Source organism: Oceanitalea stevensii, from assembly GCF_014837105.1.
Lineage (GTDB): Bacteria > Actinomycetota > Actinomycetes > Actinomycetales > Actinomycetaceae > Oceanitalea > Oceanitalea stevensii.
Genome location: NZ_JACSPO010000001.1, coordinates 1121404 through 1144790, shown reverse-complemented (window position 1 = coordinate 1144790; position 23387 = coordinate 1121404). Strand labels below are relative to the sequence as shown.

At 74.1% G+C, this 23387-nt stretch carries 28 protein-coding genes; 15 read left to right on the top strand and 13 right to left on the bottom strand.

The window, feature by feature from the left end; translation table 11 throughout:
* The first annotated feature begins 67 nt into the window (after positions 1–67).
* A complete protein-coding gene (locus H9624_RS05320) occupies positions 68–1222 on the top strand; it encodes an acyl-CoA dehydrogenase family protein (RefSeq protein WP_251838800.1) in 1155 nt (384 codons plus the stop codon).
* Here the strand turns inward: H9624_RS05320 and H9624_RS05315 are convergent, their stop codons facing one another.
* On the bottom strand, positions 1223–1576 hold the full coding sequence (locus tag H9624_RS05315) for a nuclear transport factor 2 family protein (RefSeq protein ID WP_251838799.1): 354 nt from the start codon (positions 1574–1576) through the stop codon (positions 1223–1225). It lies immediately after the preceding gene.
* Between the two features lie 76 nt (positions 1577–1652).
* Between H9624_RS05315 and H9624_RS05310 the strand changes: the two genes are divergently transcribed.
* Positions 1653–2027 (top strand): ankyrin repeat domain-containing protein, encoded by a 375-nt coding sequence (locus H9624_RS05310; protein ID WP_251838798.1) that lies wholly within the window; start codon positions 1653–1655, stop codon positions 2025–2027.
* 75 nt (positions 2028–2102) lie between these two features.
* On the opposite strand, the gene H9624_RS05305 is transcribed toward H9624_RS05310, so the two are convergent.
* Together H9624_RS05305 and H9624_RS05300 are read right to left on the bottom strand one after the other, a co-directional pair.
* Positions 2103–3620 (bottom strand): catalase, encoded by a 1518-nt coding sequence (locus tag H9624_RS05305; RefSeq protein WP_251838797.1) that lies wholly within the window; start codon positions 3618–3620, stop codon positions 2103–2105.
* A gap of 47 nt (positions 3621–3667) precedes the next feature.
* Positions 3668–4087, bottom strand: a complete 420-nt coding sequence (locus tag H9624_RS05300; RefSeq protein ID WP_251838796.1) for a Fur family transcriptional regulator — start codon at positions 4085–4087, stop codon at positions 3668–3670.
* 115 nt (positions 4088–4202) lie between these two features.
* On the opposite strand from H9624_RS05300, the gene H9624_RS05295 reads away from it, so the two are divergent.
* On the top strand, positions 4203–4754 hold the full coding sequence (locus H9624_RS05295; RefSeq protein WP_251838795.1) for an amino-acid N-acetyltransferase: 552 nt from the start codon (positions 4203–4205) through the stop codon (positions 4752–4754).
* Here H9624_RS05295 and H9624_RS05290 read toward each other — a convergent pair.
* Together H9624_RS05290 and H9624_RS05285 are read right to left on the bottom strand one after the other, a co-directional pair.
* Positions 4751–5392, bottom strand: coding sequence for a nucleoside/nucleotide kinase family protein (locus tag H9624_RS05290; RefSeq protein WP_251838794.1), 642 nt, complete (start codon positions 5390–5392; stop codon positions 4751–4753). The genes H9624_RS05295 and H9624_RS05290 overlap by 4 nt on opposite strands.
* Positions 5393–5395: 3 nt before the next feature.
* Complete coding sequence (locus H9624_RS05285; protein WP_251838793.1) at positions 5396–5848, bottom strand: hypothetical protein; 453 nt, start codon at positions 5846–5848, stop codon at positions 5396–5398.
* An 89-nt stretch (positions 5849–5937) separates the two neighbouring features.
* Between H9624_RS05285 and H9624_RS05280 the strand changes: the two genes are divergently transcribed.
* Positions 5938–6429, top strand: coding sequence for a hypothetical protein (locus H9624_RS05280; protein WP_251838792.1), 492 nt, complete (start codon positions 5938–5940; stop codon positions 6427–6429).
* Between the two features lies 1 nt (position 6430).
* Here the strand turns inward: H9624_RS05280 and H9624_RS05275 are convergent, their stop codons facing one another.
* Positions 6431–7318 (bottom strand): iron-sulfur binding domain-containing protein, encoded by an 888-nt coding sequence (locus H9624_RS05275; protein WP_251838791.1) that lies wholly within the window; start codon positions 7316–7318, stop codon positions 6431–6433.
* 68 nt (positions 7319–7386) lie between these two features.
* On the opposite strand from H9624_RS05275, the gene H9624_RS05270 reads away from it, so the two are divergent.
* Positions 7387–7992: a hypothetical protein gene (locus H9624_RS05270; protein ID WP_251838790.1), complete on the top strand. Its 606-nt coding sequence runs from the start codon at positions 7387–7389 to the stop codon at positions 7990–7992.
* A gap of 12 nt (positions 7993–8004) precedes the next feature.
* On the opposite strand, the gene disA is transcribed toward H9624_RS05270, so the two are convergent.
* The 5 genes from disA to H9624_RS05245 all read right to left on the bottom strand — a co-directional run bounded on the left by disA (position 8005) and on the right by H9624_RS05245 (position 13687).
* Entirely contained in the window at positions 8005–9078 is a 1074-nt protein-coding gene (disA, locus tag H9624_RS05265) for a DNA integrity scanning diadenylate cyclase DisA (protein WP_251838789.1), read from the bottom strand.
* A 49-nt stretch (positions 9079–9127) separates the two neighbouring features.
* On the bottom strand, positions 9128–10555 hold the full coding sequence (radA, locus tag H9624_RS05260; protein ID WP_251838788.1) for a DNA repair protein RadA: 1428 nt from the start codon (positions 10553–10555) through the stop codon (positions 9128–9130).
* 50 nt (positions 10556–10605) lie between these two features.
* Positions 10606–11499 (bottom strand): aldose-1-epimerase, encoded by an 894-nt coding sequence (locus H9624_RS05255; protein WP_251838787.1) that lies wholly within the window; start codon positions 11497–11499, stop codon positions 10606–10608.
* Positions 11500–11579: 80 nt separating this feature from the next.
* Positions 11580–12248 (bottom strand): potassium channel family protein, encoded by a 669-nt coding sequence (locus H9624_RS05250; RefSeq protein ID WP_251838786.1) that lies wholly within the window; start codon positions 12246–12248, stop codon positions 11580–11582.
* A 41-nt stretch (positions 12249–12289) separates the two neighbouring features.
* Positions 12290–13687, bottom strand: coding sequence for a TrkH family potassium uptake protein (locus tag H9624_RS05245; RefSeq protein ID WP_372435103.1), 1398 nt, complete (start codon positions 13685–13687; stop codon positions 12290–12292).
* 41 nt (positions 13688–13728) lie between these two features.
* Here H9624_RS05245 and H9624_RS05240 point away from each other — a divergent pair, with 41 nt between their 5' ends.
* From H9624_RS05240 to H9624_RS05225, 4 genes are all read left to right on the top strand, one after another.
* Positions 13729–14898 carry an acetoin utilization protein AcuC gene (locus tag H9624_RS05240; RefSeq protein WP_251838785.1) on the top strand — a complete coding sequence of 390 codons (1170 nt, stop codon included), beginning with the start codon at positions 13729–13731 and terminating at the stop codon, positions 14896–14898.
* 89 nt (positions 14899–14987) lie between these two features.
* Positions 14988–15197, top strand: a complete 210-nt coding sequence (locus H9624_RS05235) for a helix-turn-helix domain-containing protein (protein WP_110852582.1) — start codon at positions 14988–14990, stop codon at positions 15195–15197.
* Positions 15198–15240: 43 nt separating this feature from the next.
* The gene (locus H9624_RS05230) at positions 15241–16401 is read left to right on the top strand and encodes a glucose-1-phosphate adenylyltransferase family protein (protein WP_251838784.1); all 1161 of its coding nucleotides are present in this window, start codon (positions 15241–15243) and stop codon (positions 16399–16401) included.
* A 106-nt stretch (positions 16402–16507) separates the two neighbouring features.
* Positions 16508–16606, top strand: coding sequence for a 30S ribosomal protein bS22 (locus H9624_RS05225; RefSeq protein ID WP_005504750.1), 99 nt, complete (start codon positions 16508–16510; stop codon positions 16604–16606).
* A gap of 45 nt (positions 16607–16651) precedes the next feature.
* Here H9624_RS05225 and H9624_RS05220 read toward each other — a convergent pair whose 3' ends face one another.
* Positions 16652–17470, bottom strand: coding sequence for an HAD family hydrolase (locus tag H9624_RS05220; RefSeq protein ID WP_251838783.1), 819 nt, complete (start codon positions 17468–17470; stop codon positions 16652–16654).
* Between the two features lie 36 nt (positions 17471–17506).
* Between H9624_RS05220 and H9624_RS05215 the strand changes: the two genes are divergently transcribed.
* Positions 17507–17758: a glutaredoxin family protein gene (locus H9624_RS05215; RefSeq protein WP_251838782.1), complete on the top strand. Its 252-nt coding sequence runs from the start codon at positions 17507–17509 to the stop codon at positions 17756–17758.
* 215 nt (positions 17759–17973) lie between these two features.
* Here the strand turns inward: H9624_RS05215 and H9624_RS05210 are convergent, their stop codons facing one another.
* Complete coding sequence (locus H9624_RS05210; protein WP_251838781.1) at positions 17974–18507, bottom strand: YceI family protein; 534 nt, start codon at positions 18505–18507, stop codon at positions 17974–17976.
* A gap of 168 nt (positions 18508–18675) precedes the next feature.
* On the opposite strand from H9624_RS05210, the gene H9624_RS05205 reads away from it, so the two are divergent.
* The 5 genes from H9624_RS05205 to ccsB are packed head-to-tail and all read left to right on the top strand — an operon-like array spanning position 18676 to position 23312.
* Entirely contained in the window at positions 18676–19374 is a 699-nt protein-coding gene (locus H9624_RS05205) for a histidine phosphatase family protein (protein ID WP_251838780.1), read from the top strand.
* Entirely contained in the window at positions 19371–19955 is a 585-nt protein-coding gene (locus tag H9624_RS05200) for a TlpA family protein disulfide reductase (protein WP_251838779.1), read from the top strand. Before H9624_RS05205 ends, H9624_RS05200 begins: the two co-directional genes overlap by 4 nt.
* Entirely contained in the window at positions 19952–20761 is an 810-nt protein-coding gene (locus tag H9624_RS05195; protein WP_251838778.1) for a cytochrome c biogenesis CcdA family protein, read from the top strand. The genes H9624_RS05200 and H9624_RS05195 overlap by 4 nt, the downstream gene beginning before the upstream one ends.
* On the top strand, positions 20761–22350 hold the full coding sequence (gene resB / locus H9624_RS05190) for a cytochrome c biogenesis protein ResB (protein ID WP_251838777.1): 1590 nt from the start codon (positions 20761–20763) through the stop codon (positions 22348–22350). Before H9624_RS05195 ends, resB begins: the two co-directional genes overlap by 1 nt.
* Positions 22347–23312 (top strand): c-type cytochrome biogenesis protein CcsB, encoded by a 966-nt coding sequence (ccsB, locus tag H9624_RS05185; protein WP_251838776.1) that lies wholly within the window; start codon positions 22347–22349, stop codon positions 23310–23312. The genes resB and ccsB overlap by 4 nt, the downstream gene beginning before the upstream one ends.
* Positions 23313–23387: the final 75 nt, after the last annotated feature.

The window sequence follows — 23387 nt, the reverse complement described above, 5'->3', positions numbered from 1 at the left end:
GAGGCCAGAACCTAGCCCCTCGACGCGTCCACCGGAAGAGGTCCGCCGGCGGACCTACGCTCGGGTCATGACCACCGAGCTGCTGCCCGACGCCCTCCTCGACCGGATCCGGGACCGCGCGGCCCGGTACGACCGCGAGAACGCCTTCTTCACCGAGGACCTCGCCGAGCTGGTCGAGGCCGGCTACCTCACCGCGATGGTCCCCACCGAGCTGGGGGGCGCCGGGCTCAGCCTCGAGGAGATGACCCGCCAGCAGATGCGGCTGGCCGGCGCGGCACCCGCGACGGCGCTCGCCGTCAACATGCACCACGTGTGGGTGGCGGTGGCCCGGACCGTCCGGGCCCGCGGCGACCACTCCTGCGACTTCATCCTCGAGGAGGCGGCCGCCGGGGAGCTCTTCGCCTTCGGGGTCTCCGAGGCCGGCAACGACCTCGTCCTCTTCGGCTCGGCGAGCGACGCCGTGCCCGACGGCGAGGGGGGCTACTCCTTCCACGGGACGAAGATCTTCACCTCCTTCTCCCCCGCCTGGACCCGCCTGGGAACCTTCGGCACCGACCGCACCGGCGCGGAGGACCGCAACGTGTGGGGCTTCGTCACCCGCGACGGCGGGGGAGTGGAGGTGCGCGAGGACTGGGACGCGATGGGGATGCGCGCCTCGCAGTCCTGCACCACCGTCCTGTCCGGGGCGCACGCCCCCGCTGACAGGGTCGTGCGCCGCATCGCGCCGGGGCCGACGACGGACCCGTTCATCTTCGGGATCTTCGCCGCCTTCGAGATCCTCCTCGCCAGCGTGTACACCGGCATCGCGGCGCGGGCGGTCGACGTCGCCGTCGAGACGGTCCACAGGCGCCGCTCGATGGCCGCCGGCGGCGCGCCCTACGCCCACGACCCCGACATCCGCTACCGGCTCGCCGACGCCGCGATCGCGCTCGACGGCCTCTACCCGCAGATCGCGCAGATCGCCCGCGACGTCGACGAGCAGGTGGACCGCGGCCCGCTGTGGCTGCCGCAGCTGTCCGCCGTCAAGACGCGCGCGACGGAGACCGCCAAGGACGTCGTCGAGCAGGCGGTGCGCGTCTCGGGCGGGTCGTCCTACTTCAGCCGCAGCGAGCTCTCCCGGCTGTACCGGGACGTCCTCGCCGGGATCTTCCACCCGAGCGACGACGAGTCGGTCCACCGCGCGTGGGCCACCGTGCTCCTCGGACCGGTCCCGCCCGCCTGATCAGCGCGGCGTGTGCTGGTGGCTCACCAGCCGCCAGCCGCCCGCCCGCCGCACGTAGACGCTGGCGACGAGGGCCGAGTAGGGCTTCCCCGCACGCTCCGCCTCGACGCCGTAGCTGACGACGGCGACGTCCGCGGCGGGCTCGAGCACGTCGAGGCCGGTGAGACGGTGGGCGTCCCAGGACGGGCCGCCCATCGTCGCGAGCACCTGCTCCCGCCCGGCGAGCAGCAGGCCACCCGGGAACAGCATGCGGACGTCGTCGTCCAGCACGTCGTCGTAGAAGGCGACGGCGCTCGCGGGGCTCGTCGAGAGCGCCTGCCAGCCCAGGCGCTCGAGGTCCGCGGGTCCGGTCATCAGAGGGCTCCTCTCCTCCCGCGGCACGCTACCGCGCCGGGCGGCCGCCGTCAGGGGCGCCGCCTACAGTGGCGGCATGGGACTCTCCGACGAGCAGGCAGCGAAGGTCGTCGCGATGGCCATGGAGCTGGCGCGGCAGGGTGCGACGGCGGAGGTGCTCGAGCTGGTCGAGCACGGGCTGCCGGTCGACACCCGCGACGGCGAGGGCAACACGATGCTCATGCTCGCCGCCTACCACGGGAAGGTCGACACGGTGCGGGCGCTCGTCGAGCGGGGCGCCGACGTCGACCTGCGCAACGCGCGCGACCAGTCCCCGGTCGCCGGCGCCCTGTTCAAGGGCGAGGAGGAGGTCGTCGCCGTCCTCCGGGACGCGGGCGCGGACCTCGACTCCGGCACCCCCAGCGCCCGGGCCACGGCCGAGATGTTCGGTCGCTCCCACCTCCTCGGCTGAGACGCGGGAGGGCCCGGGCGACCGTGGTGGTCGCCCGGGCCCTCGCTGCTGTCCTCAGCCCGAGAGGGGTGAGGGTCAGGCGCTGGTCATCGCCGGCTCGTTGTTCGGGTTCGCGTCGAGCGAGTCGAGCGTCCCGGCCTTGAGGGCCTCGATGGCGCGGCGCACACCCTCACCGTAGGCCGGGTCGGCCAGGGTGCAGTTCTGGATGTGCCGCTCGACGGTCGCGTCGGACGCGCCGTTGATGGCGCGGGCCGTGTTGGCGAACAGGCGCTGCTGCTCCTCGGGGCTCATGAGCCGGAAGAGGTCGCCGGGCTGCTCGTAGTAGTTGCTGTCGTTCTCGCGGTAGTCGAAGCGGTCGGCGACGGCACCCACGGCCTGGCTGGGCTCGCGGAAGGACGGGTCCGCCTGGAGGCGGCCGTAGCTGTTGGGCGTGTAGCTGGGCATGCTGCCGCCGTTGCCGTCCACCCGGCCCTGGCCGTCACGGTGGTAGGTGTTGACGAACTTCGCCGCGCGGGGGGAGTTCACCGGGATCTGGTGGTGGTTGACGCCCACGCGGTAGCGGGCGGCGTCACCGTAGGAGAACAGGCGGCCCTGGAGCATGCGGTCGGGGGAGTAGCCGATGCCGGGGACGATGTTCGCCGGGGTGAAGGCGGCCTGCTCGACGTCCTGGAAGTAGTTCTCCGGGTTGCGGTTGAGCTCGAACTCGCCGACCTCGATGAGCGGGTAGTCCTTCTTCGACCAGACCTTGGTGAGGTCGAAGGGGTGGAAGCGGTAGTTCTGGGCGTCCGCCTCGGGCATGACCTGGATGGAGAAGGTCCACTTGGGGTAGTCGCCGCGCTCGATGGCCTCGTAGAGGTCGCGCTGGGCGGACTCGCGGTCCTCGGCGACGACCTTGGCGGCCTCGGCGTCGGTGAGGTTCTTGATGCCCTGCTGCGTGCGGAAGTGGAACTTCACCCAGAAGCGCTCGTTCTGCGCGTTGATGAACGAGTAGGTGTGCGAGCCGAAGCCGTGCATGTGGCGGTAGCCGTCGGGGATGCCGCGGTCCGACATGACGATGGTGACCTGGTGGAGGGCCTCGGGGAGGTTGGTCCAGAAGTCCCAGTTGATCTCGGCGTCGCGCATGTTCGTGCGCGGGTTGCGCTTGACGGCGCGGTTGAGGTCGGGGAAGTGGTGCGGGTCGCGCAGGAAGAACACCGGGGTGTTGTTCCCGACCATGTCCCAGTTGCCCTCCTCGGTGAAGAAGCGCAGGGAGAAGCCGCGGATGTCACGCTCGGCGTCGGCCGCACCGCGCTCACCGGCGACGGTGGAGAAGCGGGCGAACATCTCGGACTGCTTGCCGACCTCGGAGAAGAGCGCGGCCTTGGTGTACTTGGTGATGTCCTGCGTCACGGTGAAGGTGCCCCAGGCGCCGGAGCCCTTGGCGTGCATCCGCCGCTCGGGGATGACCTCACGGTCGAAGTGGGCCAGCTTCTCCAGGAACCACACGTCCTGGAGGAGCATCGGGCCGCGCGCGCCGGCGGTCACGGCGTTGTCGTTGTCCCAGATGGGCGCGCCGGCGGCGGTGGTGAGCGGCAGGTTGTTGTCCGCGGACATTCATTCTCCTTGTGTGCGTGCATCGGCACGGTGTGCCGACTCGGGTCTCAGGACTGGGTGCGACAGGCGGGGCAGGTGCCCCAGTAGACGACCTCGGCGGTGTCGATCGAGAAGCCGTGGTCGTTGCTCGCCGTGAGGCAGGGAGCGTGCCCCACGGCGCAGGGCACGTCGCCGACGGCGCCGCACGTCCGGCACACCACGTGGTGGTGGTTGTCCTCGCGGAAGAGCTCGAAGCGGCCGGGCGACCCGTCCGGCTCGATCCTCCGCAGCAGACGCACGTCCGTCAGGGCGTGCAGGACGTCGTAGACCGCCTGGGTGGACACCGTCCCGAGACGCTCCTTGACGAGACGCCGGATCTCCTCCGCCGTCGCGTGGGGGTGCGCCTCGACCTCCGCCAGGACCGCGAGACGCGGTGCGGTGACCCGGAGGTCGGCGGCGCGCAGCAGCTCGGCGTGGTCGGTGGGCATGGGTCAAGACTAGGCCAAAAGAATGGAACTGTTCAAGTCTTGGGGTCGGTCCGGACGGGGGTCCGCCGCGTGGCGCCCACCTCGGCGCACGCGTGCGGCGTGCCATCATCGGGCGATGAGCACGAGCGGCGCCTACCCCGAGGGGACCGAGCGGCCGTCGGTCATCGTGCGCCCCGCTCTCCCCTCCGACGCGCGGCGCATCTACGAGCTCGTCGCGCCCTACGCGGAGCAGCGCATCCTCATCGCCAAGGAGCTCATCAGCTACTTCGAGGCGATCCAGGAGTTCCTCGTCGCCGAGCTGCCCGGCGAGGACGGCACCTGGCAGGTCGTCGGCTGCGGTGCCCTGCACGTCATGTGGGACGACATCGCCGAGGTCCGCACCCTCGCCGTCGACCCCGACCACCACCGCCGCGGCGTGGGCTGGCACGTCCTCAGCGCGCTCATCGAGCGGGCGCGGGTGCTGGGGCTCAAGCGCGTCTTCTGCCTCACCTTCGAGGTCGAGTTCTTCCAGCGGATGGGTTTCGAGGTCATCGAGGGCACGCCGGTGGGCACCGACGTCTACGCGCAGATGCTGCGCTCCCACGACGACGGCATCGCCGAGTTCCTCGACCTCGCGCGGGTCAAGCCCAACACCCTGGGCAACTCGCGCCTGCTCCTCGAGCTCTAGCCCGCGAGGACGACGACGACGTCGGCCCGGTCCCGGACCGCCCGGACGAGCGCGGCGTTGGGCTCGTCGGTGCCCTCCGTCCACGCGGCCGCGGCGGCGGGGTCCATGCCGTGCCGCTCGTGGCGCGCCCGCAGCCGGCGGCGCCGCTCCTCGTCGGGCAGGTCGACGTACCAGACCGCGTCCAGACACGAGCGGGCGTCGGGCCACGCGCCGTCGTCGAGCAGGAGGTAGTTGCCCTCGGTGACGACGAGCCCCGTCTGCGGGGGGACGGCGACGGCGGCCGCCACCGGCTCGTCGAGCTCACGGTCGAAGTCGGGGGCGTAGACGGTGCCCTCCGCAGGCGCGCGCAGGCGGCGCAGCAGGTGCGCGTAGCCGGCGGCGTCGAAGGTGTCCGGCGCGCCCTTGCGCCCGCGGCGCCCGAGCGCGTGGAGGACGGCGTTGCTCAGGTGGAAGCCGTCCATCGGCACGAGGGCGGCGCGCGGCGCGAGCGCGGCGACGAGCCCCGCGGCGAGGGTCGACTTCCCGGCCCCCGGCGGACCGGCGAGCCCGAGGAGGCGCCGCGGGGCGCCGTCGTCGAGCAGCGCCGGGGCCCGCTCGACGAGCTCGGGCAGCGTGGCGTGCAGCGTCGGCGGGGCCACGGCTCAGCCCTCGCGGGGCAGGCGCCGGCGCACGATGAGGACGACGACGGCGAGCTGGGCGGTGACGGCGCCCAGCGCGAGGAAGAGCACGGTCCGGGCGGGATCGGCCAGCGCCCAGCCGACCGCCGCGCCCACGCTCCACACGAGCACCGCCCGCACGACCCACCGCAGCCTGCCCCGGGCCGTCCCGACGACGCCGGCGAGCGGGCGCCCGGCGAGCGCGCCGCGGAGCCCGAGGGCCGCGACGACGGCCCCGACGAGCGCGAGGAGCTGCCCGCCGCCGAGGATGGTGAGCGTGGGGCCGGCGAGGAGCGGGTCGGAGCCGCTGAGCGCGAGGATCGCCGCGGCGACGACGGCCAGCCCGAGGCACGCGGCCCCGCAGCCGACGACGGCGTCACGCAGGGCACGGACGGTGCGTGCCAGCCGGACGTCCGGCGGCACCGAGAGGCTCTCCACACCGGCACCCTACGTGCCGCCGGCCGGCGGGCGGTCGCGCCGCCCCGGCCCGGCGCGCGGGCCGTCGGGCACGCTCGTAACCTCGTGGCATGAGACGCCGAGCCGCCGCACTGTCCGCCGCCTTGCTCCTCACCCTGGCTGCGGGCTGCAGCACGAACGACGAGGAGACCCTCGAGCGGCCCACCGACGCCGCCGAGCGCGACAGCGAGCAGGTCACCACGTGCGAGGGCTTCTTCGAGGGGACCGGGACGCCGCTCGCCGAGCGCGCCGAGGCGGCCCGCGTGGCCCTCGAGTCCGGCCAGGTGGTCGACGCCGGGACGTACACCGAGGTCAACGCGCTCGAGCAGCGGCTGCGGGAGCTCTCCCGCGACGCCCACCCCGAGATGGTGCCCGTCCTCGCAGAGGTTGCCGGTCCGTTCACCGCCGCCGTCACCGCCGTCAACGAGTCGCGCGAGCAGGAGGTGCCGGAGGGCGAGGAGCCGCCCTTCCCCGACCTCACGACGATCGACGTCACCGAGGCCGCCGCGGCGCAGGGGACGCTCACCGAGATGTGCTCCGACGCCGGCTACGAGGCCCCGTAGCTCAGCCGGGCAACGCCCAGCGCCCCGGGGAGGGCTCCGCCACGAGGCCGTCCGCGAGGAGCGAGGCCAGGGCCCGGTCCGCCTGCGCGGGGTCCTCGGCACCCGCCCGCAGCGGGAGGAGGAGCTCCTCGGTGCCGAGCGTCCCGCCGTCGGGCAGCTCCCGGAGCCGGGCCATGAGGCGGCCCCGCGCCTGACGGTCCGTCCCGTGCCACGCCTGCCGGCGCGGGGCGTGCGTGGCGGGCGGGGCGCCGGCCCGCCGCCAGCGGCACCGGTCCGCCAGCGGGCAGGCGGGACAGCGCGGGGACCGTGCGGTGCACACGAGCGCGCCGAGCTCCATGACGCCCTCGTTCCAGCGCACCGAGGCGGCGGCCTCGGTGGGCAGCAGCTCGGCGGCGCCCGCCCGCTCCCCGACCGTGAGCCCCGGAGGCGGCAGCGCGCGGCCGGCGACGACGCGGCCGAGGACGCGGCGCACGTTCGTGTCCAGGACCAGGGCGCGGCCCCCGTGGGCGAAGCTCACGACGGCGGCGGCCGTGTAGCCGCCGATGCCCGGGAGGCTGAGCAGCTCCTCCTCCGTCCGGGGCACCACGCCGCCGAAGCGCGCGACGACCTGCTCGGCGCACTCCCGCAGCCGCAGGGCGCGGCGCGGGTAGCCGAGCCGGTCCCAGGCGCGCAGCACGTCGGCCGGCGCGGCCGCGGCGAGGTCGGCGGGCTCGGGCCACCGCGCCATCCACGCCTCCCAGGCCGGTGCGACGCGAGCCACCGGGGTCTGCTGGGACATGACCTCGCTGACGAGCACGCCCCACGGGGTCGTGCCGGGACGGCGCCACGGGAGGTCGCGGGCGTGGGCCGCGTACCAGTCGGCCACCGTCGCGTGGAGGTCGGTGAGCATCACCCCCAGTGTGCCCCGTCCCGGCGAGCCGCCCGCGCCTCGCGCCCGAACCTGCCTACCGTCGGGGTGTGACGCGCTCGACCCCCGACCCGACGCGACGACCGACGCGGCCCTCGGCCGCGGTCTACCGGCGCCGCCGCGCCGTCGCGCTGCTGCTCCTGCTGCTCGTCGTGGCGGGTGTCGCTTGGGGCGTCACCACCCTGCTGGGCAACCGTGGCGCCGCGGCCGACGCGCCGGTCGAACCCGCTGCCGTGGAGTCGACCGGGACGCCGTCACCGGCGCCCTCGCCCGGGCACGTGGCGGTCTGCGCCGCCGAGGACGTCACCGCCCAGGTCGCGGTGGAGCCGTCCGGCACCGGCGTGAGCGTCGAGGTGAGCATGCGCAACAGCGGCGAGGTGCCGTGCCTCGTCGACGTCGCGCCCGGCGCGCTCGTCACCGAGATCGAGTCCGGGAGCGACGCCGTGTGGTCCTCGGCGCACTGCGCGGGTGACGCGACCGAGGAGCTCCTGCTCGACACCGGCGCGACGACGCCCGTCACCGTGAGCTGGGACGGTCACCGCTCCGCGGAGGGCTGCCCCGACGAGCAGCCGCAGGCCGGCCCGGGCACCTACCGCCTCGCCGTCGCGCTCGACGGCGCGCCGCTCGGCGAGAACGAGGTCTTCACCCTCGGCTGAGCCGCCGACCGCTCAGACGTAGCGCTCGAGGATCGAGGACTCGGCCAGGCGCGAGAGGCCCTCACGGACCGACCGGGCGCGCTGCGGCCCGACGCCGTCGACCTGCTGGAGGTCCTCGGTGCTCGCCGCGAGGAGCTTCTGCAGCGGGCCGAGGTGCTCGACGAGCGCCGAGACCACGGGGGAGGGCAGGCGCGGGATGCGGGAGAGCATCCGGTAGCCGCGCGGGCTGAGGGCGTCGTCGAGGGACTGGCCGTCGGGGCCGCCGATGCCCAGGGCGCGGGCGATCGCCGACATCTCGATGAGCTCGGCGGAGGACAGCGCGGCCAGCCGCGTGAGCACGCCGGCGACGTTGTCCGCGGCCCGGGCGCTGTAGTCGCGGATGATGAACTCGCGGTCGGGCGCGAGCCCGCCGATGAGCTCGTCGAGCTGGAGGGACAGCAGGCGCGCGTCGGCGCCGAGCTCGACGACGTACCCGTCGATCTCCGCGGAGATCCGCGAGACCATCTCGAGGCGCTGGACGACGGTCGTGACGTCGCGGACGGTGACGAGGTCCTCGATCTCGAGGGCCGCCAGCGTGCCGGACACCTCGTCGAGACGGGCCTTGTAGCGCTCGAGGGTGGCCAGGGCCTGGTGGGCGCGGGAGAGGATGGCGCTGGAGTCCTCGACGACGTGGCGCACGCCGTCGACGTAGAGCGCGACGATCCGCATCGACTGGCTCACGGTGATGACCGGGTAGCCGGTCTGCTTGGCCACCCGCTCGGCGGTGCGGTGGCGCATGCCGGACTCGCTCGTCTCGACGCTCGTGTCCGGCATGAGCTGGACGTTGGCGCGTCGGATGCGCTGGCGGGCGTAGTCGACGACGACGGCGCCGTCCATCTTTGCCAGCTCGCGCAGGCGGGTGGCGGAGAACTCGACGTCGAGGTCGAAGCCGCCGGAGCAGATCGTCTCGACGAGGTCGTCGTAGCCGAGGACGATGAGGGCACCGGTGCGTCCGCGCAGGATGCGCTCGAGGCCGTCCCGCAGCTCGGTGCCCGGTGCGACGGCCTGCAGGGTGGCGCGCAGCAGGGTGTCGGCCTTGTCGGGCACTGGTTCTCCTCGGGTCGCGGGGCGGAGCGACGCACGCACGCCCCGGGCGTCATCTTACGGCGCGCACGTGCCGTTCCGTGCCCTGCGGGGCGGGCGGCGTGGACCCGGGCAGGGCCGCGAGCAGGGCCTCGTGGACGTTGGCGACCGGGAGGGTCGACAACCCCGCGACAGACTTGAGCTGGTCGGCCCCGTGGCGGGGGACGAGGGCGGTGGTGAAGCCGAGCCGGGCCGCCTCGCTCAGCCGGCGCTGGACCCCGACCGTGGCGCGGACGTCACCGGTGAGCCCCACCTCCCCGATGGCGACGGTCCCGGCCCGGATCGCGCGGTTGGCGGACGCGGAGGCGACGGCGAGCGCGACGGCGAGGTCGACCGCCGGCTCGACGGCGCGTGCCCCGCCCACGGTCGACACGTAGACGTCCCGGCCGCTGAGGTCGAGCCCCACCCGCGCCTGGAGGACGGCGAGGGTCATCGCGGTGCGGGAACCGTCCAGGCCGGACGTGGTGCGGCGCGGGTTGCTCAGGGAGCTTGCCGCCACCAGCGCCTGGATCTCGGTGGGCATGGGCCGCCGGCCCTCGAGGCTGACGGATGCGCAGGTGCCCGGCACCGCGGTGGTGCGCGACTCGGAGAGGAAGAGCCCCGACGGGTCGGCGAGGCCGCTGATCCCGGTGTCGGTGAGCTCGAAGCAGCCCACCTCGTCGGTGGGCCCGTAGCGGTTCTTCGTGGCACGCAGGAGGCGCAGGCGGGAGTGGCGGTCGCCGTCGAACTGGCAGACGACGTCGACGAGGTGCTCGAGCACCCGCGGGCCGGCGAGCGAGCCGTCCTTGGTCACGTGCCCGACGAGGATGACCGGCACGTGACGCCGCTTGGCCGCCCCGATGAGGGCCGCGGCGACCTCGCGGACCTGGCTCACCCCGCCCGCGGCGCCGTCGACCTCGCCGGAGGAGATCGTCTGGACCGAGTCGACGACGACGAGGGAGGGGTCGGCGGACTCGATGTGCCCGAGGACGGTGGCGAGGTCGTTCTCGGCGGTGAGGAGGAGCCGCTCGGCCATCGCCCCGATGCGCTCGGCGCGCAGGCGGACCTGGCTGGCCGACTCCTCACCGGTCACGTAGAGCACCGACCCGGTGCCGTGCTCGGCCGCCCGGGCCGCGACGTCGAGCAGGAGGGTGGACTTGCCGGCGCCCGGCTCCCCGGCGAGGAGGACGACGGCGCCGGGCACGATCCCGCCACCGAGCACGCGGTCGAGCTCGCCGACACCCGTGGGCCGGGCGCGTGCGGTGTCGACGTCGACGTCGTTGATGGGCTGCGCGGCGAGGGCCGGCCGGGCGGGGGAGGGGGCCCGGCTGCCGGCGGGGGCACCGGCCTCGCTCACCGTGCCCCAGGCCTGGCACTCCCCGCAGCGGCCCACCCACTTGGCCGTGCTCCAGCCGCACTCGGTGCACCGGTAGGCGGGGCGCTGGGTCTTGGTCGAGGCCATGGGGGTGACGGTAGCCCGGCCCACCGACACGGCGGCCGGCGCCCCACCGCTCAGGCGGTCGGGACCGCGTCGATCCGCATCGTCAGCGTGTGCGCCTCGCCGGGCGCGAGCACGACGAGGTCGGTGCCGGAGTTGAAGGCGTCGGGCGGGCAGGTCATCGGCTCGACGGCCACCCCGCGGCGGTCGACCTTCTCACCGGAGTAGACCTGCACCCACGGGGCGTCCGCCGTCATCCGGGCGCTGAACGGTGCACCGGGGTGCGCGAGCGTCACGGCCCAGCCGCCGTCCGGCAGGGCGGTGAAGGCGTGGTCGACGCGGCGGGCCCCCAGCGGGCGGGGCTCGCGCAGGTCGAGGTCACCGTCGACGTCACGCAGCCCCACGGGCCGCAGCCGCTCGTCGACCTCGAGGACGCGCGCGCCGGGCGCCGTGAGCGTGCACTCGTCGACGGGCGCGAGGTCGCAGCTGAGGTAGGGGTGGGAGGAGGCGCCGTAGGGGGCGGGGACGTCGCCGAGGTTGGTCGAGGTGACGCTCACCGTGAGGCCCGCCTCGGCGTCGAGGCGGTAGGTGACGGTCGAGCGCAGCCAGAAGGGGTAGCCGTAGCGGGGCGCGAGGTCGGTCGTCAGCGTGACCTCCTCGTCGGTGGCCGACGCGACGTCCCAGTCCACCCAGCAGGCCAGGCCGTGGAGGGCGGCGTTGGTCTCGTGCTCGTTGACCGGGACCTCGTGCGTCTCCCCGCCGAACTCGTACCGGCCGTCGGTGATGCGGTTGGGCCACGGGACGAGCGTCTTGCCGAGGTAGCCGACGGGCAGCTCGCCCGGGTCGTGCCCGACGACGACGTGCCCGCCGCGCCAGGTGAGCCCGGCGAGGCCGGCGCCGACGCTGACGACGGTGGCGCGGTAGTCACCGGCGGTGAGGGTGAGGACATCTCCTCCGGGGGTGGTCACGTCGTCGTCCTTCCTGGCGTCACCGGGCGTGAACGCTCACATCCCATCCTAGTGACGCGCGCCCGCGCGAGGCGGGACGGTCAGGGCCGGGCCGCGAAGGTCTCGAGGAGGCTCGAGTCGCCCGAGACGATGATCGTGTCCCCGGGGCTGATGCGGGTGTCCTCGGTCGCGTACTCGAAGGCCTCGCCCGGGGACTTCACGCCCAGGACGGTGACGCCGTAGCGCGCGCGGATCTGCGACTGCCCGATCGTGAAGCCCTGCGTCTCCCGCGGCGGGCGCATCTTGACGATCGTGAAGCCGTCCTCCATCTCGATGTAGTCGAGCATGCGGCCCGAGACCATGTGCGCCACGCGCTGCCCGGCGTCGTGCTCGGGGTAGACGACGTGGTGGGCGCCGATGCGCCGCAGGATCCGCCCGTGCTCCCCGGAGGTCGCCTTGGCCCAGATCTGCGGCACCTCCATGTCGACGAGGTTCGCCGTGATGAGCACGCTCGCCTCGAGCGAGGTGCCCACCCCCACGACGACGACGGAGAAGTCCTGCGCGCCCAGCTGCTCGAGGGCGTCGGGGTTCGTCGCGTCCGCCTCGACCACCGGCAGGCGCCCGGACCACTGGGAGACGAGGTGCTCGTCCTTCTCCACGGCCAGGACCTCGCGCCCGATGTCCTCCAGCGTCGCCGCGAGCGCGGCCCCGAAGCGGCCGAGCCCGATCACGAGCACCGCGCTCGCACGGGGCAGGTTGCGCTGCGCCATGTGTCACCGTCCCTTTCTGTTCGGCCCCCAGTGTGCCCGGCTCAGCCGACGATCGGCGGCTCGGACGGCATGCGGATGACCCGCCGGCGCTGGCGCAGCGCCAGGGCACCGGCCAGCGTGACCGTGCCGAGGCGGCCGGCGAACATGAGCGCGCTGAGGACGTACTTGGCCGCGTCGGGAAGGTCGGGGGTGATGCCGGTGCTGAGCCCGACCGTCGCGAAGGCGGAGATCACCTCGAAGAGGACGAGCTCGAGGTGGTAGTCGGTGAGGGCCAGGAGGAGCAGCGTGCCCACGCCGACGAGCGTGGCACCGAGGAAGGCGACGGCGACCGCGAGGCGGATCGTCGTCGTGCCGATCCGCCGCCCGAAGGCCTCGGCGTCCCGGTCCCCGCGGGCCTCGGCGACGATGGCGAGCACGAGGACGGCGAAGGTCGTCACCTTGATGCCGCCGGCGGTCGACGCCGACCCGCCGCCGACGAACATGAGGGCGTCGGTGACGAACCACGTCGCGTCGCTCGCGACGCCGAGGTCGACGGTGCTCAGCCCCGAGGACCGGGAGTTGACCCCCGCCAGCAGGGAGGCGAGCACGCGGTCGGCGACGGGCAGCTCGCCGAGCGTCGCGCTGTTGCGCCACTCGAAGACGGCGAAGGCGAGGGACCCGCCCACGGCGAGCAGCGAGTAGGTGACGACGGTGAGCTTCGTGTGCAGCGACAGGCGCCGGTCGCCCCGCAGCCGGGAGGCGACGTTGAGGATGACGGGGAACCCCAGGGCGCCGATCGCGCCGCCGACGATGATCGGCAGGCACATCCACCAGTCACCGACGAAGGGCGCCATCCCGCCCTCGAGGACGACGAAGCCCGCGTTGTTGAAGATCGACACCGCCATGAACAGGGCGTGCCACGCGGCGGGCCCCAGGGACTCGCCGAGGGACAGGAAGCGCGGGAGGAGGACGAGGAAGACCGCGAGCTCGACGGCGAGCGAGGCGACGACGACGGCGCGCACGAGCGTGCCGACCTCACCCAGGCGGGTCGTCTTCGTCTCCGAGGCGGCGAGCAGCCGCTGGGTGAGGCCGATGCGCCGTGAGACCGCCAGCCCGAGGATCGAGGCGAGCGTCATGACGCCGAGGCCCCCGATCTTGACGGCGACGATGATGACGGCCTGCCCGAAGCCGGACCAGTAGGTCGCGGTCGAGACCGTCGTCAGGCCGGTGACGCACACGGCCGAGACGGCGGTGAAGAGCGCGTCGACGAAGGTGGCCGGCTCCTCGGCCCGGGTCGCCGCGGGGAGGGAGAGGAGTGCGGTGACGACGGCGATGATGGCGGCGAAGACGAGCAGCGCGAGCCGCGCGGGGGAGTGGCGCGCCACGTTGTCGACGGCGTCGCGCAGCGCCCCGAGGGCGCGGCGCGGCCAGGGCGCCCGCGCCGTCCTCACAGCTGTCACCCGCACACCTTGCCAGACTCCGGCCCGCGCTACCGTGAAGCATGCCCAAGCCGCTGCTCCCGTGGAGCGAGGACCTGCTGGAGTACAACTTCGGCGCCGGCCACCCGATGGCCCCCCTCCGCCTCGCGCTGACGCACCGGCTGCTGGCCGACCTCGACCTCCTCGACGCCTTCACCGTCACGGACGTCGCGCCCGCCGACGACGCCGCCCTCCTGCGCGTCCACGAGGCCGCGTACCTCGCGGCCGTGCGCGCGGCCGGGGAGGGGCAGCCCGACCCCGCCCGCGGGCTGGGGGAGACGGACAACCCGATCTTCGGGCAGATCCACGCGGCCGGCGCCGGGGGCGCCGGGGCCACGCGCGCCGCCGCGAGCGCCGTCTGGGAGGGCCGCGCGAGCCGCGCGCTCAGCCTCGCCGGCGGCATGCACCACGCGATGCCGAACCGGGCCTCGGGCTTCTGCGTCTACAACGACGTCGCGGTGGCCGTCGCCGCGCTCCTCGAGGCGGGCGCCGAGCGCGTCGCCTACGTCGACCTCGACGCCCACCACGGCGACGGCGTCGAGCGGGCGTTCTGGGACGACGACCGCGTCCTGACGATCTCCGTCCACCAGCACCCCGGCACCCTCTTCCCGGGCACCGGCTACGCCCAGGACCTGGGCGGCCCCGCCGCGCGGGGGAGCGCGGTCAACGTGCCGCTGCCGCCGGGCACCGGTGACGCCGGCTGGCTGCGGGTCCTCGACGCCGTCGTCGCCCCGCTCGTCGAGGAGTTCCGTCCCCAGCTGCTCGTCACCCAGCACGGCTGCGACTCCCACGGCCTGGACCCGCTCGCCGAGCTCGCCGTCTCCGTCGACGCCCAGCGGCGCGCCGCCCTCCTCATGGCCCAGCTCGCCGACGCGCACGCCGGCGGGCGCTGGGTCGCGACCGGGGGCGGCGGCTACGAGGTCGTCAGCGTCGTGCCGCGGGTGTGGGCGCACCTCGCCGCCGTCGTCGCCGGCCGTCCCCTCGACCCGTCCACGGCGGTGCCCGAGTCGTGGCGCGCGGACGTCACCGGGCTGGCCGACGTCGAGCCGCCCGAGCGGATGACCGACGACGTCGACGCCGCCTACCGCCCGTGGTCCGCGGGCTACAACCCCGACGACGCCGTCGACCGGGCCGTCATGGCCACACGGGGCGCGGTGTTCCCGCTCCACGGCCTGGACCCGCACCTGACGTAGGTGACGGAACGTTTCCCAAAAGTGCCGGGAGGCTCTAGAGTCGTCGCGTATCTCCGCGCGAACGCGCCAAAAATGACAGGTAGGTGGACATGGCCGAGCAACAGGCACCGCGGTTCCTCACCGTGGCCGAGGTTGCCGAGCTCCTCCGGGTCTCGAAGATGACCGTCTACCGCATGGTGCACGCCGGGGAGATCCCCGCCGTCCGGGTGGGCCGCTCCTTCCGCGTGCCGCAGCTGGCCGTCGAGGAGATGCTCAGCAGCGGCATCGGCGACTGGTCCCCGGAGTCCCAGGCCCGCTGAGCCTGCCCTCGCGCGCGGCCCGAGGTCGCGAGACGATCACGCGATGGCGCCCACGCGAACCCTGCTCATCGTCCTCGCCGGCGGCGCGGGATCCCGGCTGGAGACGCTCACCGAGAACCGGGCCAAGCCCGCGCTGCGCTTCGGAGGCAGCCACCGGCTGGTCGACTTCCCGCTGTCCAACGCCGCCAACAGCGGGGTGCGCGACGTCTGGGTGCTCGAGCAGTTCGAGCCGGAGTCGATCACCGAGCACCTCGCGGGCGGCCGTCCGTGGGACCTGGACCGCTCCCGCGGCGGGCTCATGGTCCTGGGCCCCCACCGCGGCGACGAGCGCGAGGGCTGGCACGAGGGCACGGCCGACGCGCTGTGGCGCAAGGCGGACAGCATCCGCCGGCACGACCCCGGCGTCGTCCTCGTCGCCTCCGCCGACGCCGTCTACCGGATGGACTACGCCGACGTCGTCGCCCAGCACGTCGCCGGTGACGCCGAGGTCACCATGGTCACCACCCGCCACGACGGCGACTGCTCGCGCTACGGCGTCGTGCGCGTGGAGGACGGACGCGTGACGGAGTACGTCCTCAAGCCCGACGACCCGCCCACCCGGACCGTGACGACCGAGGTCTTCGCCTTCACCCCCGCCGCGCTCCTCGAGACGCTCGAGGCCTGTGCCGACGAGGCCGGCGAGGACGGCCTGGGGGACCTCGGCGAGGAGGTGCTGCCCGCGATGGTGGGCCGCGGCGCGGCGGCGGACCACCGGCACACCGGCTACTGGCAGGACGTCGGCACGGTCGACGCCTACTGGTCGGCGCACATGGAGCTGCTCGAGCAGCCGCCCTTCGACCTCGACGACCCGGCGTGGCCGATCCGCACCCCGGCCCAGCGCCACGTCGGCGCACGGGTCCACGCCCGCGGGCAGGTCGCGGACTCCCTGCTCTCACCCGGCGTCGTCGTCGAGGGCACGGTGCGGCGCAGCGTGCTCGCCCCCGGCGTCCAGGTGGCGCCCGGCGCGGAGGTCGTCGACTCCGTCCTGCTCGACGACGTGCGCGTGGGACCCGGCGCCGTCGTGCGGCGCAGCGTCATCGACGAGGGGGCCCGCGTGCGCGGCCGCGCGGAGGTCGGCGGGGCCGGTGAGGTCACCCTCGTGGGGGCCGGCAGCGTCGTCCACCCGCGCAAGCGGATCCCCGCCGGGGGACGCTACCCGGGGTGACCTGCGTCCCAGAGCCGCGGGAAGGTCGCGGAGGCGGTAGACTCGCCGAGTTCAGCGTGTAGTCCCGCGCGCCACCATCCGGCACACCACAGCACTGCGAGGTCCCATGGGCTCTGTCATCAAGAAGCGCCGTAAGCGTATGTCGAAGAAGAAGCACCGCAAGCTGCTTCGCAAGACGCGCCACCAGCGTCGCAACAAGAAGTGACCGCCTCCAGGCCCGGCAGACTGCCGGGCCTGGCGCATGTCCGGCTCAGGAGCCGATGACCCGCCGCCGCAGGGCGCGCAGCACGGCGGTCGCCGCCCACACGACGCCGGCCCATCCGGCGCCGCGCACGCCGGTGCGCACGCCCTGCTTGACGTCCCGCCGACGACGGCGGAAGTCACGCACCGGCCAGCCGACGTCCACCGCGTGCAGGCGCATCCGCGGCTCGGGGTTGATGACGCAGGGGGAGCCGACCGTCGAGAGCAGCGGGATGTCGTTGACGGAGTCGCCGTAGGCGTGGCTGCGGGCGAGGTCCAGGCCCCGCTCCTGCGCGAGGGCCAGCACGGTCGCCTTCTTGCCCTCGCCGTGGAGCATGTTGCCGCGCAGCTCCCCGGTGTAGACGCCGTCCTCGTGCTCGGCGATGGTGCCCAGGGCCCCGGTGGCGCCCAGCCGGCCGGCGATGAGGTCGGCGATCTCGGCTGGGGTGGCGGTGACGAGCCAGACCTCGTGCCCCGCGGCGAGGTGCTCCTCGATGAGCGACCGCGCGCCGGGGAAGATCTTGTTGGCCAGGACCTGGTCGTAGACCTCCTCGCCGATCGAGACGATCTCGGCCACGGTCCGGCCCCGGACGATGTCCAGCGCCCGGGCCCGCACCGCCGCGATGCGCCGCAGGTCCTCCCCCAGCACGAGGTAGCGCACCGAGTGGCTGGCGAAGAAGGCGATGTCGCGCAGGCCGAAGAAGTCGCGCCGGTACAGCTCGCGGGCCAGGTGGTAGGCGCTGGCCCCGCGGATGATCGTGTTGTCGACGTCGAAGAAGGCCGCGACCACGGGGCCGCCGCTCCCGGGGACCTCCGTCGTCGCGTGCACCTGCCCAGCCTAGGGTGCCGCACGTAGGATCGGCGCGTGCCCGAGTCACGAGTGGTCCTCTACTCCCGCGCCGGCTGCCACCTCTGCGAGGAGGCGCGCAGCGTCGTCGTCGAGGAGTGCGACCGTGCAGGCGCCGGGTGGCGGGAGGTCGACGTCGACGCCGACCCGCAGCTGCAGGCCCGCTACGGGGAGTACGTGCCCGTCGTCGAGGTCGACGGCACCGTCCAGGGCTTCTGGCACCTCGACCCGGTCCGCGTCCGGGAGGCCCTCGACAGCCAACCCACCTGACGCGGCCCCCACCCCCACCCCCCACCCCCAGCGCCGACAGCCGGATTCCTCCGCCCGCCCAGCGCCGACAGCCGGATTCCTCGGAGGAGAAGTCCGGCTCTCGGCGGAGGGGGACGTCCGCGTCCGCTCCTCCCTCCCTCCCGGTACCGCCGAGAGCCGGATTCCTCGGGGAGGAATCCGGCTCTCGGGGAGAACGGGGTGAGGCGGGAGGAGCGTCAGGCCGCGGCGATGGCGGAGATCTCCATGGCGATGCGGATCTTGTCGCCGACGAGCACGCCGCCGGTCTCGAGGGCCGCGTTCCAGGTGAGGCCGAACTCCTTGCGGGAGACCTCGGTGGTGGCGGAGAAGCCGACGCGCTTGTTGCCGAAGGGGTCGGTCGCCGCACCGTTGTACTCGACCGCGAGGGTGGCGGGCTTGGTCACGCCGTTGATCGTGAGGTCGCCGTGCACGGAGAACTCCTCGCCGCTGCCCTCGACGCCGGTGCTGACGAAGGTCCAGGTCGGCTTGTTCGCGGCGTCCCAGAAGTCGGCGGAGCGCAGGTGGTTGTCGCGGTTCTCGTCGCGGGTGTCGACGGACGCGGACTGGATGGTCACGTTGACGGCGGAGTCGGCGAAGGTCTCCGCGACGGTGATGTCGCCGGCGAACTCGGTGAACTGGCCGCGAACCTTGGAGATGCCCGCGTGACGGACCGTGAAGCCGATCTCGGTGTGCGACGGGTCGATGGTGTAGGTGCCGGGGGCGAGAGTCATGAGGGGTGTCCTCCAGGTCGATGCAAACGTACTTGACTGTTCAACCATAAGCGAGTGCGGGCCACGATGCAACAGGAGCCCGCACGGGGCCCCCGGATGGGACGGACCTCACCGTCCGGCCCCGGGGGCCGGCACCCCAGCCCCCGGGGAGTTTGCGACACTAGGGACATGTCCCGAACGACGGTGCACCTCCTGCGCCACGGCGAGGTCCACAACCCCGGCGGCGTCCTGTACGGCCGGCTGGAGGGTTTCCGCCTGTCCGACCGCGGGCAGCAGATGGCGCAGCGTGTCGCCGAGGTCCTCCACGGCAACGGGCACGACCTCCGCCTCGTCCTCGCCTCCCCGCTCCAGCGCGCCCAGGAGACAGCCCTGCCGACGGCCCAGGCCTTCGGCCTGGAGCTCGGCACCGACGAGCGCCTCATCGAGGCCGCCAACGACTTCGAGGGCACGACCGTCGGCAGCCAGCGCGCCGCGCTCGCCAGCCCCCGCTACTGGCGTCGCTACGTCAACCCGGCCCGCCCCAGCTGGGGCGAGCCCTACCGCGACCAGGTCGCCCGGATGACGGCCACCGTGGGCGACGCCCGCCGGCGCCTCGAGGCGCAGGACGGCGGGGAGGCGCTCCTCGTCAGCCACCAGCTGCCCATCTGGGTCACCCGCCTCTTCCTCGAGCGCCGCCCGCTGTGGCACGACCCCCGCAGGCGGCAGTGCTCCCTCGCCTCGCTCACCTCCCTCACCTTCGACGGCCCCCGGCTCGTGGGCCTCGCGTACTGGGAGCCGGCCGCGGACCTCGTCGCGGGCGCCCTCGACCTCCTGCCCGGCGCCTCCGGTGCGGCCGTCCCGCGCGCCGACGCCGAGGAGCGCGGATGAGGCGCCTCACGCGCGCCCTGGCCGCCCTCGCCCTCACCGCGCTGACGCTGGCCGGCTGCGCCCCGGCCTCGGAGACGCCGCAGGACTCGACCGGCGCGGGCTACCAGGCCGGTGACGGCTCGTGGACCACGTGGGAGCAGGGGGAGCGGACCGGCCCGGTCGAGCTCGTCGGCACCACCTACGACGGCGAGGAGGTGGCGCTCGCGGACTGGCGCGGCGACGTCGTCGTCCTCAACTTCTGGTACGCCGCCTGCCCGCCCTGCCGCGCCGAGGCGCCCGACCTCGCGGCGATCCAGGCGGACTACGCCGACGCCGGCGTCCAGCTGCTCGGCGTCAACCCCCGCGACGACGCCGCCACCGCGCAGGCCTTCGAGCGCAGCTTCGAGGTGCCCTACCCGAGCCTCCACGACGAGGCGGCGCGCGGCGTCGCGGCGCTCCAGGGCGTCGTCCCGCTCCAGGCCATGCCGACGACCGTCGTCCTCGACGCCGAGGGCCGGGTGGCCGGCCGCGTCCTCGGACAGATCGACGCCGGCGTCGTCCGCGGCATGATCGACGACGTCCTCGCCGAGGCCGCCCGATGAGCTGGGACGGGCTCGCGCAGACCTTCCAGACCACCGTCCTCAGCGGCTCCCTCCTCGCCGCCGTGCCGGTCGCGCTCCTCGCCGGCGCCGTCTCCTTCGCCTCCCCCTGCGTCCTGCCGCTCATCCCCGGGTACGTCGGCTACCTCGGCGGGATGGCCGGCACCCTGGGCCAGGCCCCGGGCGGCACCGGCCGCACGGCGACGCCGACGGCGACACGGACGTCGACGGGGCAGGGGCGCCTGCTCCTCGGCGTGCTCCTCTTCGTCCTCGGCTTCAGCGCCGTCTTCGTGCTCCTCGGCGTCGTCTTCGGTGCCCTCGGGGTGGCCCTCGCGCCGTGGCTCGACGTCATCACCCGGGTGATGGGCGTCGTCGTCATCCTCATGGGCCTGGCCTTCATGGGCGCCGTGCCCTTCCTCCAGCGCGACCGCCGCATCCACCTCAGCCCGCGGGCCGGCCTGTGGGGGGCGCCGCTGCTCGGCGTCGTCTTCGGCCTGGGCTGGGCGCCGTGCATCGGCCCCACCCTGTCCGCGGTGCTCCTCCTGTCCCTCGACGGCGGTGACCCGGCCCGCGGGGCGCTGCTCGCCGCGGCCTACTGCCTCGGACTGGGCGTGCCCTTCGTCGTCATCGCGCTGCTCTACTCGCGCACGACGCGCGCGATGAGCTTCCTGCGCCGCCACCGCCTGACGATCATGCGGATCGGGGGAGCGATGCTCGTCCTCGTCGGCCTCGCGCTGGTCACCGGGCTGTGGGCCCACTTCGCGGGCTGGGTGCAGGGCCTGGTCGCCGGCTTCGTGACGGTGGTGTGATGAGCTACCGCCCCGAGGGCCTGCGGACGATGGACGAGGCCGACGACGCACCGCCCCCGTCCTCCGCCCCCGCCGGGATCGGCGTGCGCGGCTGGCTGCGCTGGGCCTGGCGCCAGCTCACCTCGATGCGGGTGGCGCTGCTCCTCCTCATGCTGCTCGCCCTCGCGGCGCTGCCCGGCGCGTTCTTCCCGCAGCGGCCGCAGGACCCGGCCGCCGTGGCCGCCTACTACGCCGACAACCCCGGTGCCGCGGAGTGGCTCGAGCGCCTCAGCCTCTTCGACGTCTACGGCGCCCCGTGGTTCGCGGCGATCTACCTCCTCCTGTTCGTCTCGCTCATCGGCTGCATCCTGCCCCGCACGCGCGCCCACGTCCGGACGCTGCGGGCGGCGCCCTCGCGCGTGCCCCGGCGCCTGGACCGGTTCCCCGTTCACGCCACCCACACGACGACCGCCTCCCCCGAGGAGGTGACCCGCGCGGTGCGTGGGGCCCTGGGCCGGCGCTTCCGCGTCGCCCAGACGCCGGAGGGGATCAGCGCCGAGCGCGGCTACCTGCGGGAGACCGGGAACATCGTCTTCCACCTCTCGCTCGTGGGCGTGCTCGTCGCCCTCGGTGCCGGGCAGATGCTCAGCTACCGCGGGCAGGCCGTCGTCGTCGAGGGGCGCTCCTTCGCCAACGCCGTCGTCGACTACGACTCCTTCACCCCCGGCACGCTCGTCGACACCGACGACCTCGAGCCCTTCACCGTCACCCTCGACGAGCTCACCTCGGAGTTCACCTGGGACGCCCAGGCGCGTGACTTCGCCGCCGACGTCACCATCACCCAGCCGGACGGGGAGGCGCGGAGCGACACCATCCGGGTCAACTACCCCATCAACGCCGCCGGGGCGAACGTCTACCTCGCGGGCAACGGCTACGCCCCGCACCTCACGGTGCGCGACGCGGAGGGGGAGGTCGCCTTCTCCCAGCCGGTGCCCTTCCTGCCGGAGGACGACTTCTACACCTCCCGCGGCGTCGTCAAGGTCCCCGACGTCTCGCCCGGGCTCGAGCAGCTCGGCTTCACCGGCTACCTGCTGCCCAGCGCCGTCGTCGACGAGGCCGGCGCCCGCTCGGTGCACCCCCAGCCCAACGCCCCGCTCATCATCCTCGACGTCTACACCGGCGACCTCGGCCTGGACGACGGCGTCCCGCAGAACGTCTACGAGCTCGACACCGAGGGCATGACGCCCGTGGCGGCGGGGGAGGAGACCGCGAAGGTCCTCCTCGAGCCCGGCCAGGAGGTCGAGCTGCCCGACGGTCTGGGCACCATCACCTTCGACTCCCTGCCGCGCTTCGCGGCCCTCGACCTGCGCTACGACCCCTCGCTCACCGTCCTGCTCGTCTCCGCGCTCCTCGCCATGGCCGGGCTGTCCGCGTCGCTCTTCGCGCCGCGTCGCCGCCTGTGGGTGAAGATCGGGGCGGACGAGGACGGACGTACAGTTGTCGAGGCGGCCGCGCTCGCCCGCGGCGACGACCCCGGTCTCGAGCCCGAGCTCGATCGCGTCATGACCGCAGTCCGGGCCGCCGCGCCCACGTCTCAGGAGGACACGTGAACGACCTCGGCCAGCTGAGCCTGCTCGCGATCTACGGCGCGATGGCCGCCTACGGCATCGCGATGGTCGCCTTCGGCATCGACCTGTCCGCGCTGCGAGACGGCGGCCCGGCCGACCGGCCGCGCCGGGCGGTGCGCGTCGCCATGACGACGACGTGGGCGGGCCTGGCCCTGCACGCGATCGGCGTCGTCACCCGCGGGATCGCCGCCGGCCGCGTGCCGTGGGCGAACATGTACGAGTTCTCGATCGTCTTCACCTTCGTCGCGGTGACGACCTTCCTCCTCGTCCAGCGCTGGCGCGACCTGCGCTACCTCGGCGCCCTCGTCATCACCCCGGTGCTCCTCGCGCTCGGCCTGGCCGTCTCCGTCCTCTACATCGAGGCCGACGGCGTGCGCCCGGCGCTGGACCACTACTGGCTCGTCATCCACGTGTCCGTCGCGACGACGGCGATCGGCGTCTTCTCGGTGGCCGCGGCGATCTCGGTCGTCCAGCTCGTCAAGGCGCGCGGGGAGGCCACCCGGGTGGCGGCCACCCGCGAGCCGGCCGTCGCCCTGGCCGGCGCCCCGGCCGGTGCCCCCGCGACGGGTGACACCGCCGCGGCCGACACGCCCGCCGACCGCGGCTTCTGGGGCCGACTGGCCGACGTGCTGCCCGGCGCCGCGGAGCTCGAGCGGCTCGCCTACCGGCTCAACGCCGTCGGCTTCCTCCTGTGGACCTTCACGCTCATCGCAGGCGCCATCTGGGCCGAGCACGCGTGGGGCCGGCCGTGGAACTGGGACCCCAAGGAGGTCGGCACCTTCGTCGTGTGGGTCGTCTACGCCGCCTACCTCCACGCCCGCGCCACGCGCGGCTGGGACGGGCGCAAGGCCGCCTACCTCGGCCTGTCCGGCTTCGGGCTGCTGCTCGTCAACTACTACGTCGTCAACCTCTTCGCCGACACGGTCCACGGCTACGCCTTCTGACGCTCCGCCGCGCCGGGAACCCCCGCCGCGCGGGGAACCCCTTCTCGCCGACAGCTGAGTTGTTACCGGCAGCCC